The 15,010-nt window shown below is 70.0% G+C and carries 13 protein-coding genes; 10 read left to right on the forward strand and 3 right to left on the reverse strand.

Going from position 1 to position 15,010, the window contains the following annotated elements:
* Positions 1–82 precede the first annotated feature (82 nt).
* The 4 genes from H4N58_RS06675 (at position 83) to H4N58_RS06690 (ending at position 4,967) form a co-directional block, all read left to right on the forward strand.
* Entirely contained in the window at positions 83–1,807 is a 1,725-nt protein-coding gene (locus H4N58_RS06675; RefSeq protein ID WP_167007856.1) for a glycoside hydrolase family 13 protein, read from the forward strand.
* Positions 1,808–1,811: 4 nt separating this feature from the next.
* The gene (locus tag H4N58_RS06680) at positions 1,812–2,852 is read left to right on the forward strand and encodes a LacI family DNA-binding transcriptional regulator (RefSeq protein WP_208322500.1); all 1,041 of its coding nucleotides are present in this window, start codon (positions 1,812–1,814) and stop codon (positions 2,850–2,852) included.
* 10 nt (positions 2,853–2,862) lie between these two features.
* The gene (locus H4N58_RS06685) at positions 2,863–4,233 is read left to right on the forward strand and encodes a TrkH family potassium uptake protein (RefSeq protein ID WP_243843096.1); all 1,371 of its coding nucleotides are present in this window, start codon (positions 2,863–2,865) and stop codon (positions 4,231–4,233) included.
* Positions 4,234–4,295: 62 nt separating this feature from the next.
* Positions 4,296–4,967 (forward strand): TrkA family potassium uptake protein, encoded by a 672-nt coding sequence (locus H4N58_RS06690; protein WP_243843097.1) that lies wholly within the window; start codon positions 4,296–4,298, stop codon positions 4,965–4,967.
* A gap of 7 nt (positions 4,968–4,974) precedes the next feature.
* Here the strand turns inward: H4N58_RS06690 and galE are convergent, their stop codons facing one another.
* Complete coding sequence (gene galE, locus H4N58_RS06695; RefSeq protein ID WP_167251957.1) at positions 4,975–5,958, reverse strand: UDP-glucose 4-epimerase GalE; 984 nt, start codon at positions 5,956–5,958, stop codon at positions 4,975–4,977.
* A gap of 10 nt (positions 5,959–5,968) precedes the next feature.
* Positions 5,969–7,105, reverse strand: a complete 1,137-nt coding sequence (locus H4N58_RS06700) for a sorbosone dehydrogenase family protein (protein ID WP_167251956.1) — start codon at positions 7,103–7,105, stop codon at positions 5,969–5,971.
* A 152-nt stretch (positions 7,106–7,257) separates the two neighbouring features.
* Between H4N58_RS06700 and H4N58_RS06705 the strand changes: the two genes are divergently transcribed.
* From H4N58_RS06705 to leuS, 3 genes are all read left to right on the forward strand, one after another.
* Positions 7,258–8,973, forward strand: coding sequence for a sodium:solute symporter family protein (locus H4N58_RS06705; RefSeq protein ID WP_167007863.1), 1,716 nt, complete (start codon positions 7,258–7,260; stop codon positions 8,971–8,973).
* A gap of 11 nt (positions 8,974–8,984) precedes the next feature.
* Positions 8,985–9,269: a hypothetical protein gene (locus H4N58_RS06710; protein WP_167007865.1), complete on the forward strand. Its 285-nt coding sequence runs from the start codon at positions 8,985–8,987 to the stop codon at positions 9,267–9,269.
* 160 nt (positions 9,270–9,429) lie between these two features.
* Positions 9,430–11,907 (forward strand): leucine--tRNA ligase, encoded by a 2,478-nt coding sequence (gene leuS, locus H4N58_RS06715; protein WP_167251955.1) that lies wholly within the window; start codon positions 9,430–9,432, stop codon positions 11,905–11,907.
* A gap of 147 nt (positions 11,908–12,054) precedes the next feature.
* On the opposite strand, the gene H4N58_RS06720 is transcribed toward leuS, so the two are convergent.
* Complete coding sequence (locus H4N58_RS06720) at positions 12,055–12,468, reverse strand: hypothetical protein (RefSeq protein ID WP_167251954.1); 414 nt, start codon at positions 12,466–12,468, stop codon at positions 12,055–12,057.
* A 93-nt stretch (positions 12,469–12,561) separates the two neighbouring features.
* Here H4N58_RS06720 and H4N58_RS06725 point away from each other — a divergent pair, with 93 nt between their 5' ends.
* Genes H4N58_RS06725 through H4N58_RS06735 form a run of 3 tightly spaced genes read left to right on the forward strand, consistent with a single transcriptional unit; the run spans position 12,562 to position 14,998 of the window.
* Entirely contained in the window at positions 12,562–13,176 is a 615-nt protein-coding gene (locus H4N58_RS06725; protein WP_167251953.1) for a MerR family transcriptional regulator, read from the forward strand.
* 10 nt (positions 13,177–13,186) lie between these two features.
* Entirely contained in the window at positions 13,187–14,131 is a 945-nt protein-coding gene (locus H4N58_RS06730) for an oxygenase MpaB family protein (protein WP_167251952.1), read from the forward strand.
* Positions 14,132–14,140: 9 nt separating this feature from the next.
* Entirely contained in the window at positions 14,141–14,998 is an 858-nt protein-coding gene (locus H4N58_RS06735; RefSeq protein ID WP_167007876.1) for a DegV family protein, read from the forward strand.
* Positions 14,999–15,010 lie beyond the last annotated feature (12 nt).

The following is a 15,010-nucleotide window of genomic DNA, read 5'->3' on the forward strand; positions in this document are numbered from 1 at the left end:
GAGGCTCGTGCTGGAGAGCGTCGCGGAGATGTGTTGTAATCGCTTCCAATTCAGTGACGTTCGACACGACGGAGGAGAGAGCATGGCGGTCGAGGTTGCGCCTCGGATCGACGGGCCGGCGGCCACGGAGGATCGTACGGAGCGGGGTGGATGGTGGCGTGATGCCGTCGTCTACCAGGTCTATCCGCGGTCGTTCGCCGACGGCGACGGCGATGGCACGGGTGACCTTCGCGGGATCACGCGACACCTCTCGTCGCTCGCCGAGCTCGGCGTCGACGCGGTCTGGCTCTCGCCCTTCTACCCCTCGCCGCAGCGTGACGGCGGGTACGACGTGAGCGACTACTGCGACGTCGACCCGATGTTCGGCTCGCTCGACGACTTCGACCTGCTGGTGGGTGAGGCGCGCGCCCTCGGGCTGAGGGTGATCATCGACCTCGTCCCCAACCACGCCTCGAGCGACCACCCGCTGTTTGCCGCCGCGCTCGCCGCGGCACCGGGCAGCCGCGAGCGTGCCCGCTTCGTCTTCCGCGACGGCGCGGGAGAGTCCGGCGAGCTGCCTCCCAACGACTGGCGCTCGCACTTCGGCGGCCCGGCGTGGACGCGGGTGACGGAGGCGGACGGCCTCCCCGGCCAGTGGTACCTCCACCTGTTCGACCCCACCCAGCCCGACTTCGACTGGGAGAACGACGAGGTCCTCGCGTTCTTCGACGACGTGCTCGACTTCTGGCTCGCGCGCAGTGTCGACGGCTTCCGGGTGGACGTGGCGCACGCGCTCGTGAAGGCGCCAGGACTTCCGAACTGGGGTGGCAGGGCCGATGGCGCGAGCAGCCCGGGCTTCCCGGGCGAGGACGCGCCGATGTTCGACCAGCCCGGCGTCCACCGGATCTACGAGCGCTGGCGTGCTCGCCTGGAGACGTGGGGCTCCGACCGCATCCTGTGCGCCGAGGCGAACGTCACACCGCTGACCCGGGCCGCAAAGTGGGTGCGCCCGCGCGAGATGCACCAGGCCTTCAACTTCGCCTACCTCCACACGCCGTGGGACGCCCGTGCGCTGCGTGCGGTCATCGACGAGTCGCTGGCGGCGTTCGGGGGAGTGGGAGCGCCGAGCACGTGGGTGCTCTCCAACCACGACGTCGTCCGGCACGCGACACGCTTCGCGCTGCCGGCCGGGTCGGTCGAGACGGGGCACGGCATCACGGAGGCCACCGGCCTCGACCCCGTACGAGGTGAGCGTCGTGCGCGCGCGGCCGCGCTCCTGATGCTCTCCCTGCCGGGCGCGGTGTACCTCTATCAGGGGGAAGAGCTCGGGCTGCCCGAGGTGCTCGACATCCCCGCCGCGCAGCGCCGCGACCCGTACTTCCTCCGCAGCGGCGGCGCGGTGACCGGCCGCGACGGCTGCCGTGTCCCCATCCCGTGGGAGGCCGACGCGCCGGCGTACGGGTTCAACGCGACCGGCGAGAGCTGGCTCCCGCAGCCGGCGCAGTGGGCCTCGTACGCCCGGGACGTGCAGCGACGTGACCCGGCCTCGACGCTGTCGCTCTACACGGCCGCGCTCGACCTGAGAAAGTCCCTCGGGCTCGGATCGGGTTCGCTAGCGTGGTCCCGCACCGATGACGCGGTGCTCGGACTCGTGAACGGGGAGGTGCTCGTGCTGGCAAACCTCTCCTCCGACCCGGTCCCGGTCGACGGTCACGAGGTCCTCCTCGCCAGCACCCCCGACGCCGTGGTCGACGGACACCTCACGTCCGACGCGACCGTGTGGCTTCGTCTGCGTCCTGCGGGCGAGCCCACCCCTGAGGGGGCGTGAGGCGGTGTCGAGCAAGGCGGTGACGATCAAGGAGGTCGCCGAGCGGGCAGGCCTCTCGGTCGCTACCGTCTCTCGGGCCCTCAGCGGGCGCGGGCATGTCTCCGAGACCGCACGCACCCTCAGCGCGCAGGCCGCCCGCGAGCTCGGCTACGTCGCCTCGTACAACGCCGCCAGTCTCGCGTCCGGGCGCAGCAAGAACGTCGGCCTGGTCGTGCCCTGGGTCAACCGGTGGTTCTTCAGCACCGTCATCGAGACGGCGTCGACCGTGCTCGCCGCCGAGGGGTACGACCTCACGCTCTACTACCTCGGCGGCGGCAAGCGTGAGCGCGACCTGGTGTTCAGCGACTTCCTGCTGCGCAAACGCGTCGACGGCCTCCTCGCGGTCTCGCTCGAGCTCGACGACGCCGAGCGTGCGGACCTGCTGCGGGTCGGCACGCCCGTCGTGTGCATCGGCGGCGTGATGCCCGGCGTCTCGACCGTGAGCATCGACGACTTCGCGTCCGCCCGGCTCGCGACCGAGCACCTGATCGCGCTCGGGCACGAACGGATCGCCCACCTCGGCTGGGAGGGGCCGGGCGACTTCGACCTCGCAACCACGCGGCAGGGCGGGTACGCGCACGCGTTGAGCGAGGCAGGGATCCCGCCTGCCCCGGAGCTGCTCGTCCTCGGTGACTTCACGATGGCCGAGGGGTACGCCGCCGCCAAACGGCTGCTGTGCGATCCCCGGCTGCGCCCCACGGCGATCTTTGCCGCCTCCGACGAGATGGCGATCGGCGCGATCACGGCGGCACGCGACCTCGGGCTCGACGTCCCGCGTGACGTGTCCGTCGTCGGCATCGACGGACACGACCTCGGCCCGGTCTTCGGGCTGACGACCGTCGACCAGCACGTGCGCGCCCAGGCGACGCAGGCGGCGGGGCTGCTGCTCGGTCTTCTCGACGCCGAGCCCGGCGACCGCGAGCCGGTCCACTCCGAGCTCGAGGTCGACCTGGTGGTCCGGGCCAGCACGATGGTGCCGAACCCCGACAGACCTCCGAGCCGGTAGCGTCTGGCAGGTGGCCCTCTCCTCACGGCGGTCGCGCTGGTCCAACATGGCGACGGCGCTGGCGCACCCCGTCCGCATCCTGCCGGTGACATTCGTCGCCGGCAGCATCGTGGGCACGCTGATCCTGATGCTGCCGGGCATGCGGACGGAGGGTCAGAGCGGCAACGGACTGCTCCAGGCCTCGTTCACGTCCGTCTCCGCCGTGACCGTGACCGGGCTGAGCACCGTCGACGTCTCGTCGTACTGGACGCCGCTCGGGCAGGTGGTCGTCCTCGTGCTCGTCCAGATCGGCGGTTTCGGGTTCGTCACGCTGGCGACGATCCTCGGTGTCGTCGTCGGGGGCCGGATCGGACTGCGCTCGCGGCTGGCCGCACAGGTCGACCTGCACCTCGTGAACCTCGGCGAGGTCATCCCGCTGGTCAAGCGGATCCTGTTCACGATGCTCGCCTTCGAGGCGGTGGTCGCGGTCGTCCTGACGGTGGGCTTCGAGTCGCGCCACGGCGAGGGGTGGGGAGAGGCCCTCTGGCACGGCATCTTCTACTCCGTGATGGCGTTCAACAACGCCGGGTTCGCGCTGGCACCCGACAGCCTCGTCGGCTACGCCGGCGACGCCGCGCTGATCCTGCCGATCTCGGTGGCGGTCTTCGTCGGGGCGATGGGCTTCCCCGTGCTCGCCGAGCTCTCGAAGCGCTGGCGCCGCCCCGAGCGCTGGTCGATCCACACGCGCCTCACGGTCTGGGGCTCGTTTCTCCTGCTCGGCGTGGGCACGCTGCTGTTCGCGGCCGTCGAGTGGGCCAACCCGGCGACCATCGGCTCGATGCCGCTCGGGGAGAAGCTCGTGACGTCCTTCGAGGGTGGCGTCATGCCACGCTCGGGCGGCTTCAACTCGGTCGACTACTCCGACGCCCACCCGGAGACGACGCTCATCGCCACGATCATGATGTTCATCGGCGGCGGCTCGGCGAGCACCGCCGGCGGCATCAAGATCACGACCTTCTTCCTTCTCGGGTACGTCATCCTGGCCGAGGTCCGCGGCGACCCCGACGTGACCATCGGCTCGCGACGCATCGGCGCCAGCACCCTGCGTCAGGCGCTCACGGTCGCGCTGATCGCCGTGATGCTGGTGGTCGTGGGGACGTTGGCGCTGCTGGCGCTGGCCGACGTCAGCCTCGAGGAAGCCTTGTTCGAGGCGACGTCCGCCTTCGGCACTACCGGCCTCTCGATGGGGATCACCGGTACGCTTCCCGGCGGCGCACAGGTGGTGCTGATGGCCTTGATGCTGATCGGACGTGTCGGTACGGTCGCGACGGCATCCGCGCTCGCGCTGCGCGCCCGGCCACGTCGCTTCCACCTCCCCGAGGAGCGCCCCATCATCGGATGAGCGGCGCAGGGTCGGACGACCCGACGCACGGCACGGATTGACCTACGACGAGGAGACGAGCAGTGGCTAAGCAGGACGTCCCGGCGGATGCACCGGTCCTCGTGATCGGTCTCGGGCGCTTCGGCACGGCGGTCGCGTCGTCGCTGACCCGCCTCGGGCACGAGGTGCTGGGGATCGACGAGAGCATGGATCTCGTGCAGAAGTGGGCGACCGAGTTCACGCACGTCGTCCAGGCGGACTCGACCGACGAGGAGGCCCTCCGGCAGATCGGCGCTGACCAGTTCGACCGCGCCGTCGTCGGTATCGGCACCGACATCGAGGCGAGCGTGCTGACCGTGCTCACCCTCAACGAGCTCGGGGTGCGCGAGGTCTGGGCGAAGGCCATCAACAAGAAGCACGGCAAGATCCTCGAGCGCGTCGGTGCGCGTCACGTCGTCTATCCGGAGTCAGCGATGGGCGAGCGCGTCGCGCACATGGTCACCGGCACGATGATCGACTTCATCGAGTTCGACGACGGGTTCGCGATCGCCCGTACGGCGGCACCTGCCGGAGCGGTCGGCCGGACGCTCGCGGAGTCGGCCCTGCGCAGCCAGTACGGCATCACGGTCGTCGGGGTGAAGCGGCCCGGCGCCGACTTCACGTACGCCCGACCGGAGACGTTCGTCGGCGAGTTCGACGAGCTCATCGTGTCCGGCGCGACGAAGAAGGTCGAGCGCTTCGCCGGCCTCTCCTGACCGCGAGTCACTCCGGGAGGCTGCTCCGACCGACGACGTGCATCCAGGCGCCCCATGCCGAGCGGACCATGTCCGTGAGGTCGTGCCGCATCGCCCACTCCAGGTCGCGCGCAGCCAGCTCGCCCGACGCGACGATCCGCGCGGGGTCGCCCGGACGGCGCGGCCCGATGGTCGGAACGAAGTCGATCCCCGTCACCGACGCGATCGTGTCCATGATCTGGCGTACGGAGACGCCCTCACCGCTCCCCAGGTTGTAGACGGGCTCGAGCGCCGCCTCGTTGGCCAGCGCCCGCGCCGCGACGACGTGGCTGTGCGCGAGGTCGGTGACAGAGACGTAGTCGCGGACGCACGTGCCGTCGGGCGTCGCGTAGTCGTCGCCGTTGATCATCGGCACCCCGCCGTCTGTCAGCGTCTTGAACACCTTGGGGAAGAGGTTGTGCGGGCTCGCGTCGTACAGATCCTCATACCCCGACCCGACGACGTTGAAGTATCGGAGCGACGTCTGCCGCAGCCCGGTCGCGACCGCCTGCGCGCGCAGCACCCACTCGTCGACGAGCTTGCTCTCCCCGTACGGGGACTCTGGCGACGTCGGCGTCGTCTCGGTGACGATCTCGGTGTCAGGCGTGCCGTACACGGCGGCTGACGACGAGAACACGATCGACTCGACACCCTCCTCGGCCATCGCCTCGAGCAGGTGGACAGTGCCCGTCACGTTCTGCTCGTACGTGTGCAGCGGCCTGTGCACCGAGACACCGGCGTACTTGTAGCCCGCCACGTGCACCACCCCGCGTACGGCGTGCCCGCGCAGCGTCGTACGGACGGTGTCGGTGTCGGTGACGTTGGCCTCGACGAAGGGGACGTCGCCCGGGACGAACTCGCGGAACCCCGTCTCCAGGGAGTCGAGCACGACGACCTCGATGTCGGCGTCGAGGAACGCGCGGACGACGTGCGAGCCGATGTATCCCGCGCCGCCGGTGACGAGCCAGGTCATGCGATCGACCCTAACCGACGGTGACGCGCAGGATGCGGTCGTCGCCGGCCCGTGGGTCGCCACGGCCGTCGGTATTGCTGGTCGTCACCCAGAGCGACCCATCGGGGGCGGGGACGGCGTTGCGGATGCGGCCGAGGTCCTCGCCGGCGAGGCGCCGTCGCGGTCGTCCGGCATCGGTGCCCGACAACGGCACAGCCCAGACGCACTGTCCGCGCAGCGCGGCGACGTACGCCGTCCCGTACGCGATCCCGACTCCGGCGGGCGAGGCGTCGTCGGTGCTCCACCACGCCTTCGGGCCGGTGATGCCCTTGGCGTCGGTCGGACCCTCGGTCTGCGGCCAGCCGTAGTTGGCGCCGCGCTCGATCAGGTTGAGCTCGTCGGTCTCCTGGTCGCCGAACTCCGCCGCCCAGAGTCGGCCCGCGGAGTCGAACGCGAGCCCCTCGATGTTGCGGTGACCGTACGACCACACACGGTTGCCGAACGGGTTGCCTTCGGCGGCCTTGCCGTCGAGCGTCATGCGCAGGACCTTCCCGGCGGGCGAGTCGACGTCCTGGGAGCGCTCGCCCTGCCCGGCGTCGCCGGTGCTGGCGTACAGCGTGCCGTCGGGGCCGATCACGAGCCTGCCGCCGTTGTGGTTGAACGCGCGGGGGATGCCGTCGAGCAGCACCTTCGGCCGGCCCAGGCGTCGCCCGTCGTACGCCATGCGCACGATCCGGTTGTCGTCAGGCGAGGTGAAGGCCGCGATCACCGCGTCCTCGCCAGGGAGGACGACGATCCCCATGAGACCGCCCTCACCGCTGTCGGTGTCGACGCCGGGCACCTCGCCGACGGTGGTCGTACGCCCGCCACCGACTCGGACGACACGCGCGGTGTCGCGCTCGGTGACCAGCGCGCTGCCGTCGCGGAGGAACGCCAGCCCCCACGGAACGGTGAGGTCCTCGGCGATCGCGCCGTCGACGCTCAGGCGCGTCGGGTCGCCCGGCGCAGCGGGTGCCGGAGACGCCGGAGCCGTCGACGGCGACGCAGGGGGAGCGGTCGTCGGCTCGGTGGCCGGAGCCGAGTCGGGGTCGTCGCCGGTGCAGCCGGTGGCGAGCCCGGCCCCAGCAGCAGCGAGTGCGACGAGGACCTCTCGGCGAGTCAGCGACATAGGGACAGTCTTCCGTACGGCGCGTCGGTGGACACCCCTGCGCGCGCCGCGACGGCCCGTTCTTCTCGCGCTGCCGACCCGCCTGCTCAGGAGTAACGTGCCGAGCGGGGCCGGGCCCGGGCCCGACATCGACCGACGACGCAGGAGGGCGGATGGACGGCACGGTGTGGCTGGCGGCAGACGACACGTTTCGTCTGGACACGGGGTTCTCCGACTACCTGATCATCGGGATCTACTTCATCTTCGTCCTCGGCATCGGCATCCTCGCCAAGCGCCAGGTCTCCAGCAGCATCGACTTCTTCCTCTCCGGACGGTCGCTTCCTGCCTGGGTGACCGGCCTCGCGTTCATCTCGGCGAACCTCGGCGCGGTCGAGATCATGGGCATGTCGGCCAACGGTGCGCAGTACGGCCTGCCGACCATGCACTACTTCTGGATCGGCGCTGTCCCGGCGATGCTGTTCCTGGGCATCGTGATGATGCCCTTCTACTACGGCTCGAAGGTCCGCAGCGTCCCCGAGTTCATGCGCATGCGGTTCGGCACCGGCGCGCACCTGGTCAACGCGCTGAGCTTCGCGATCGCCCAGCTGCTGATCGCCGGCGTCAACCTCTACCTGCTCGCGACGATCGTCGAGGTCATCTTGGGCTGGCCGCTGTGGGTGTCGCTGATCGCGGCCGCGATCGTCGTCCTCACCTACACCACGCTCGGCGGCCTCTCCGCCGCGATCTACAACGAGGTGCTGCAGTTCTTCGTGATCGTGGCCGCGCTGCTGCCGCTCACGCTGGTCGCGCTGCACAAGGTCGGCGGGGTCAGCGGTCTGACCGACAAGATCTCGGCGACGCCTGGGGGCGACGAGGAGCTCTCGTCCTGGCCGGGCACCAACCTCACCGGCATCGAGGACCCGTTCTGGTCGGTGGTCGGGATCGTGTTCGGCCTGGGCTTCGTGCTGTCCTTCGGCTACTGGACGACGAACTTCGTCGAGGTCCAGCGCGCGATGGCGTCGAAGTCGATGTCGGCCGCGCGCAGCGCCCCGATCATCGGCACCTTCCCGAAGATGTTCGTGCCGTTCATCGTCGTCGTCCCCGGCATGATCTGCGCGGTCCTCATCCCGGAGATGATCGACCTCAAGGCCGGCGACGCAGAAGCGGGCGTGGACTACAACGACGCCATCTTGCTGCTCATGCGCGACCTGTTGCCCAACGGCATGCTGGGCCTGGCCATCGCCGGTCTGCTCGCGTCGTTCATGGCCGGCATGGCCGCCAACATCTCCGCGTTCAATACGGTCTTCAGCGTCGACCTCTGGCAGCAGTACGTCCACAAGGACCGGCCAGACGGCTACTACACCTCGGTCGGTCGCTGGGCCACCGTCGGCGCGACCGTGGTCGCGATCTTCACCGCACTGATCGCGTCGAACTACTCGAACCTGATGGACTACCTGCAGACGCTGTTCGGGTTCTTCAACGCCCCGCTGTTCGCGACGTTCATCCTCGGTATGTTCTGGAAACGGATGACGGCCACCGCAGGTTGGGTCGGGCTGGTCTCCGGTACCGCGGCGGCCGTGCTCGTCGCCTTCTTGAGCGAGGACGCGTTCGGCAGTGCGAGCATCGGCGTGCTGCCACTGTCCGGCCAGGGGGCGAGCTTCGTCGCGGCGAGCGCCGCGTTCGTGGTCGACATCGTCGTCAGCTATGTCGTCAGCCTGGCGACGCAGCCGAAGCCGGCCACCGAGCTGCGTGGCTTCGTCTACTCGCTGACCCCGCGTGACCAGCTGCGCGACCCGCTCGCCCACCTGCTGCCGTGGTACCGGCGCCCGACCGTCCTCGCCGCGATCTCGCTGGTCATGGTGATCATCTTGAACATCATCTTCTGGTGAGAGGATCTCCCATGGCTGAGCGCAAGAACCGCTTCAAGATCGCGTCGGCGTTCGACATCAGGACGATCATCGGCACCCTGCTGGGCATCTACGGCGTGATTCTCACCTTCCTCGGCATCTTCAACGCCTCCGACGCCGAGCTCGAGAAGGCCGACGGCTTCAACGTGAACCTCGTCAACGGGCTGATCCTGCTCGCGGTCGCCCTCATGTTCATCGTCTGGGTGATCGTGAAGCCGCTGGTCGTCGAAGAGGTGCCCCCGGAGGCGCTGGAGGACCAGAAGGCAGGCCCTGAGTAGGCGCGACCGGGTGGGACACGGCCCGCGCTAGCATGGGTGCCATGTACGGCGAGCTCCTTGTCGAGCCGCGCTGACGCCACCCGGTCAGCGCGGCAGCCCCTCTGCTCGAGGGGCTGTTCTGTGTACGGAGCCGTACGAGAGACATTCGGAGGAGACCCAGGTGAGCACCCAGCACGCGGAAGCGGCGTCGTACGACGTCCGCGCGACCCAGGACAAGTGGCGCGCGGTGTGGGACGAGCTTCGCCCGTACGACGCGGACGGCAGCGACCCGAACCGCGAGCGGCGCTACGCGCTCACGATGTTCCCGTACCCGTCGGGCGACCTCCACATGGGGCACGGCGAGGTCTTCGCGCTGCATGACGTCCTCGCGCGCTACTGGCGGCTCAAGGGCTACGACGTCCTCAACCCGATCGGCTGGGACTCCTTCGGCCTGCCCGCCGAGAACGCCGCGATCAAGCGCAACGAGAACCCCGCCACGTTCACGTACGACAACATCGAGACGCAGGCCGAGTCGATCCGCCGCTACGGCGTGAGCTTCGACTGGACGCGCCGCCTCCACACCTCCGACCCGGAGTACTACCACTGGACCCAGTGGCTCTTCCTGCGCCTGTTCGAGCGTGGCCTGGCCTACCGCAAGGCCTCGTACGTCAACTGGTGCCCCAATGACCAGACGGTGCTCGCCAACGAGCAGGTCGTCCAGGGATTCTGCGAGCGCTGCGGCGCGGTGGTCACCAAGCGCGAGCTGACTCAGTGGTACTTCAAGATCACCGACTATGCCCAGCGTCTCCTCGACGACATGGAGCAGCTCGAGGGCACCTGGCCGGAGCGCGTCCTGACGATGCAGCGCAACTGGATCGGCCGTTCCGAAGGGGCGTGGGTCGACTTCGCGGTCCCCGGACGAGACGAGCCCGTACGGGTCTTCACCACGCGGCCGGACACCCTGTACGGCGCGACGTTCATGGTCGTGGCGCCCGACGCCAAGCTGGCCGCCGAGCTCGTGAGCGACGAGCAGCGGCCTGCGTTCGAGGCGTACCTCGAGCGCACCAAGCAGGCCACCGAGATCGAGCGCCAGTCGACCGACCGTCCCAAGACCGGCGTGTTCCTCGGCGTCCACGCGATCAACCCGCTGACCGGTGCCCAGATGCCGGTGTGGGCGGCCGACTACGTGCTGGCCGACTACGGCTCCGGCGCGGTCATGGCGGTCCCGGCGCACGACCAGCGCGACCTCGACTTCGCCCGTACGTACGACCTGCCGGTCCGTCGCGTCGTCGACGTGCCGGGGGAGGACAACCCGGAGGAGACCGGCGTCGCGACGACCGGTGACGGCACGTACGTCAACTCGGCCGCGCTCGACGGTCTCACCGACAAGACCGAGGGCATCGCGGCGATCATCGACCGGCTCGCGGCCGACGGTGTCGGTGAGGGCACCATCAACTACCGCCTGCGTGACTGGCTGCTGAGCCGCCAGCGCTACTGGGGCTGCCCGATCCCGATCGTGCACTGCCCGGACTGCGGCGAGGTCGCGGTGCCGGACGACCAGCTGCCGGTCGAGCTGCCGTACCTGACCGGTGCCGACCTGGCGCCCAAGGGCACCTCGCCCCTGGCCGCGGCGACCGACTGGGTCAACACCACCTGCCCCCGCTGCGGTGGCGCCGCGACGCGCGACACCGACACGATGGACACGTTCGTCGACTCCTCCTGGTACTACCTGCGCTACTGCTCCCCGGGCGACGCCAACGCCCCGTTCGACCCCGAGGACGTCAAGCGCTGGATGCCGGTCGACATGTACGTCGGCGGTGTCGAGCACGCGATCCTCCACCTGCTCTACAGCCGGTTCTTCACCAAGGCGCTGCACGACATGGGCCTGGTCGACTTCGTCGAGCCCTTCACCGCCCTGATGAACCAGGGCCAGGTGATCAACGAGGGCAAGGCCATGAGCAAGTCGCTCGGCAACGGTGTCGACCTCGGCCAGCAGATCGAGGAGTTCGGTGTCGACGCCGTGCGCCTGACGCTGGTGTTCGCCGGGCCGCCGGAGGACGACATCGACTGGGCCGACGTGTCACCGGCCGGCTCGTCGAAGTTCCTCCAGCGGGCGTGGCGCGTCGCGCACGAGATCGCGAGCGCGCCTGGCGCGGACCCCGCCAACGGTGACGTGGCGCTGCGCCGGGTCACGCACAAGGCTGTCGCGGAGTGCGAGCATCTCTACGAGTCGAAGCGCTTCAACGTCGTCGTCGCGCGCGTCATGGAGCTGGTCAACGCGACCCGCAAGACCATCGACTCCGGCGCTGGCCCGGCCGACCCAGCGGTCCGCGAGGCGGCCGAGGTGACGGCGATCCTGCTGAGCACGGTCGCGCCGTACGTCGCCGAGGAGATGTGGGCCGAGCTCGGTCACAGCCCGTCGGTCTCGCAGCAGGCGTGGCCGGCGGTCGATCCGGCGCTGCTGGTCGACGACACCGTGACCTGCGTCGTGCAGGTCAAGGGCAAGGTGCGCGGCAAGCTCGAGGTGCCGCCGTCGATCTCCGACGAGGAGCTCGAGGTGCTGGCGCTGGCCGAGCCGAACGTCGTCCGGCACCTGGAGGGCGCGGAGATCCGCAAGGTGATCATCCGCGCGCCCAAGCTGGTCAACATCGTCATCTGAGGTTTCGACAGGCTCAACCCGCGGACGGTTGGTTGAGCGTGTCGAAACCCGCGCCTCGCCCGTTGGTTGAGCCTGTCGAAACCCGCGCCCCGCCCGTTGGTTGAGCCTGTCGAAACCCGCGCCCGTTGGTTGAGCCTGTCGAAACCCTCACGCGCTCGCGCCGGTCACGACGAGGCTCACCCCCGTCGCCGCCAGGCCGAGCGCGAGCACGCCTGCGCCCGTCCAAACCAGCGCCATGAGGCGTCCCGGCCGCTGCGGGTCACGCCCGAGCACGGACAGGAAGAACCCGGCGGGCATCACGATCGCGGCGATCAGCACGCCGATCGGGCCTACGAGGCGCCAGGCGCCGTCGACGTCTGCGGCGTTGGTCAGAAGCAGCGTGACCAGCCCGAGGATGACGAGCACCCCGGCGTGTGCGTGACCGGCGCGGAAGAACGACTTCTGCAGCGCGTTGGCCGGCCGCTTGCCGCCGACGACCCGCAGCAGGAACATCCCACCAGTCTCGATGGTGATGACCGTCAGCACGACGATGCCGGCGACGAGCGTGGATGCGGCGTTCATAGGAGCCTCCTCGAGGCATTGGAGAGTAGCACTATCTAATATTAGATAGTGCTACTCTCCAATGCGTCAACCCCGTTCCGTCAGGAGCCGACCATGCGGATCTCCGAGCTCGCCAACGCCGCCGGCGTCCCCGTCGCGACCGTCAAGTACTACCTGCGGGACGGCCTTCTTCCGCCTGGCCGGGCGACGAGCGCCACCCAGGCCTCGTACGACGACACCCACCTTCAGCGCCTGCGCCTCGTACGCTCGCTCGTCGAGGTCGGCGGCATGCCGCTGGCCAAGGTGCGCGCGGTCCTCGCCGTCGTCGACGACCCCGCCCCCGACCCGTACGACGCGGTGAGCGACGCCCTCGCCGCGCTTCCCCCGTACGTCGACCCGTCCCCGCCGTACGAGCGCGCGACCGCCGTGCTCGACGCGATCGGCCTCCCGTACGAGGAGACGGCCGCCGTGGCGCAGCTCGACGCGGCCCTCGCCGGTCTCGAAGCCGCCGGACGCCCCCTCAATGTCGCCGCCGTCGGTCGCTACGCCGAGCAGATCCGCGTGATCGCCGAACGGGAGGTCGCCTCCGTGGAGGCCGAGGGGCCGAGCGACCTCGCCACCGTCGTGCAGGACGTGGTCCTCGGCACGGTCCTCATCGAGCCGGTCCTGCTCGCGCTGCGCCGTCTGACCCACGCCGCGCTCTTTCGAGAGCGTCACCCGGCTCGGTAGGGTCACGCGGGTGTCCACCTCGCGTGACCCTGAGCCGCTCGGCCCCGATTCCCTGACCTGGCGCTACTTCGGCGACTGGCGCGGGCTGCTGTGTGCGCTGTGGGCGGGCTCCATGCAGAACATGCATCCTGGCCTCGGTGCGGGGGTCGAGGAGCACTCCCACTTCTTCGAGGAGCGGTGGGAGCGGCTGTTCCGCTCCCTCTATCCGATCGGCGGGGTCGTGTACGACGGACCGCGCGCCGCCGAGACCGCGCGGGAGGTGCGGCGCTATCACGACACGATCAGCGGCGTCGACTCTGCGGGGCGGCCCTACCACGCGCTCGATCCCGACACCTTCTACTGGGCGCACGCGACGTTCTTCATGAACGCCGTGCTCACGGCCGAGCACGTCGCCGGCGGGCTGTCGGAGGCTGACAAGCGCCGGATGTTCGACGAGCACGTCCAGTGGTATGCGATGTACGGCATGAGCATGCGGCCGGTGCCCGCGACCTGGGAGGACTTCCAGGCGTACTGGGACCGCACGTGCCGCGAGGTCCTCGAGGTCAACCTCGCCACCCGCCAGGTCCTCGACCTCACGGATCTCGCTCGGCCTTCAACCCTCCGGTGGATGCCCCGGGCGGTGTGGCGGGTCGCGCGGCTCCCGATCGGGCGCGGCTTCGCCTGGCTGACCACCGGCCTGTACGACCCCTCCGTGCGGCAGCTTCTCGGGCTGCGCTGGCGGCGCCGTGACCAGGTGCTGTTCGTTCTGGCGACCCGGACGATCTCGACGGCGTTCTGGCTCGTCCCCTTCGACCGCCGCTACCATCCGCGTGCCCGTGCGGGATGGCTGCGCGTGCGCGGCGAGTGGCCTGCCGACGTCCACGGACCGGCGTCCCCGGCGAGGTGGCGCGCGCGACACGCGGGCGCGTTCACCGAGGACGACGCGCAGCCGCGCGAGGGGGCCCCGGCCCGCTAGTCTCGGCCCATGACCCTCGCGATCGTGACGGACTCCACAGCGTCGCTGCCCGGCGAGCTCTCGGAGTCACGCGCGATCAGCGTCGTTCCGCTCGAGGTCGTCGTCGACGCCCGCTCCTATACCGAGGGCGTCGACGTCACCGCCGACGACCTCGCCCGCGCTCTGCGAGCCGGACGCTCGGTCAGCACCTCGCGTCCGGCGCCCGAGCGCTTCTCCCGCCTCTACGCAGACCTGGCCGACCAGGGAGCCGAGGCGATCGTCTCGATCCACCTCAGCTCTCGGGTCTCGGCGACCTACGAGTCGGCACAGCTGGCCGCGCAGGCGGCTCCGGTGCCCGTGCTCTGCGTAGACACGCTCCAGGTCGGGATGGCGACCGGCTATGCGGTCCTGTCCGCGGCGGAGCTCCGTGACGCGGGGGCCTCGGCCGAGGAGGCGGCCAAGGCGGCTCGTGACCGCGCGGAGCGGGCGACGACGCTCTTCTATGTCGCGACCCTCGAATACCTGCGCAAGGGCGGCCGGATCGGCACCGCTTCGGCGCTGCTCGGGTCGGCGTTGTCGGTGAAGCCGTTGCTGTCGGTCCAGGACGGGCGGGTCAGGCCGGTCGAGAAGGTACGCACGTCCGCCCGCGCGATCGCCCGCCTCGAGGAGCTGACGGCGCAGGCGTCGGAGCAGCACACCGACGGTGTCGAGGTGGCGGTTCAGCACCTCGACGCCGCGCACGCGGCCGAGGACCTGGCCGAACGGCTGAGGGAGACCCTCGGGCTCGGCGCGATCGACGTCGTCGAGGTGGGAGCCGTGATCGGTGCCCATGTGGGGCCGGGCCTGCTCGCGGTCACGGTCTCCGGCAAGCTCCCCCCGCTGGGCTGAGCAGAGCCGACG

The sequence above is a fragment of the Mumia sp. ZJ1417 genome (assembly GCF_014127285.1).
Taxonomy (GTDB): Bacteria; Actinomycetota; Actinomycetes; order Propionibacteriales; family Nocardioidaceae; genus Mumia.

What these genes read in the sequence shown, in the direction of transcription:
- H4N58_RS06675 (WP_167007856.1), top strand. Translation starts at nt 83, where the DNA reads ATGGCGGTCGAGGTTGCGCCTCGGATCGACGGGCCGGCGGCCACGGAG.
- galE (WP_167251957.1), bottom strand. Translation starts at nt 5,958, where the DNA reads ATGACCTGGCTCGTCACCGGCGGCGCGGGATACATCGGCTCGCACGTC.
- H4N58_RS06700 (WP_167251956.1), bottom strand. Translation starts at nt 7,105, where the DNA reads ATGTCGCTGACTCGCCGAGAGGTCCTCGTCGCACTCGCTGCTGCTGGG.
- H4N58_RS06705 (WP_167007863.1), top strand. Translation starts at nt 7,258, where the DNA reads ATGGACGGCACGGTGTGGCTGGCGGCAGACGACACGTTTCGTCTGGAC.
- H4N58_RS06710 (WP_167007865.1), top strand. Translation starts at nt 8,985, where the DNA reads ATGGCTGAGCGCAAGAACCGCTTCAAGATCGCGTCGGCGTTCGACATC.
- H4N58_RS06720 (WP_167251954.1), bottom strand. Translation starts at nt 12,468, where the DNA reads ATGAACGCCGCATCCACGCTCGTCGCCGGCATCGTCGTGCTGACGGTC.
- H4N58_RS06725 (WP_167251953.1), top strand. Translation starts at nt 12,562, where the DNA reads ATGCGGATCTCCGAGCTCGCCAACGCCGCCGGCGTCCCCGTCGCGACC.
- H4N58_RS06735 (WP_167007876.1), top strand. Translation starts at nt 14,141, where the DNA reads ATGACCCTCGCGATCGTGACGGACTCCACAGCGTCGCTGCCCGGCGAG.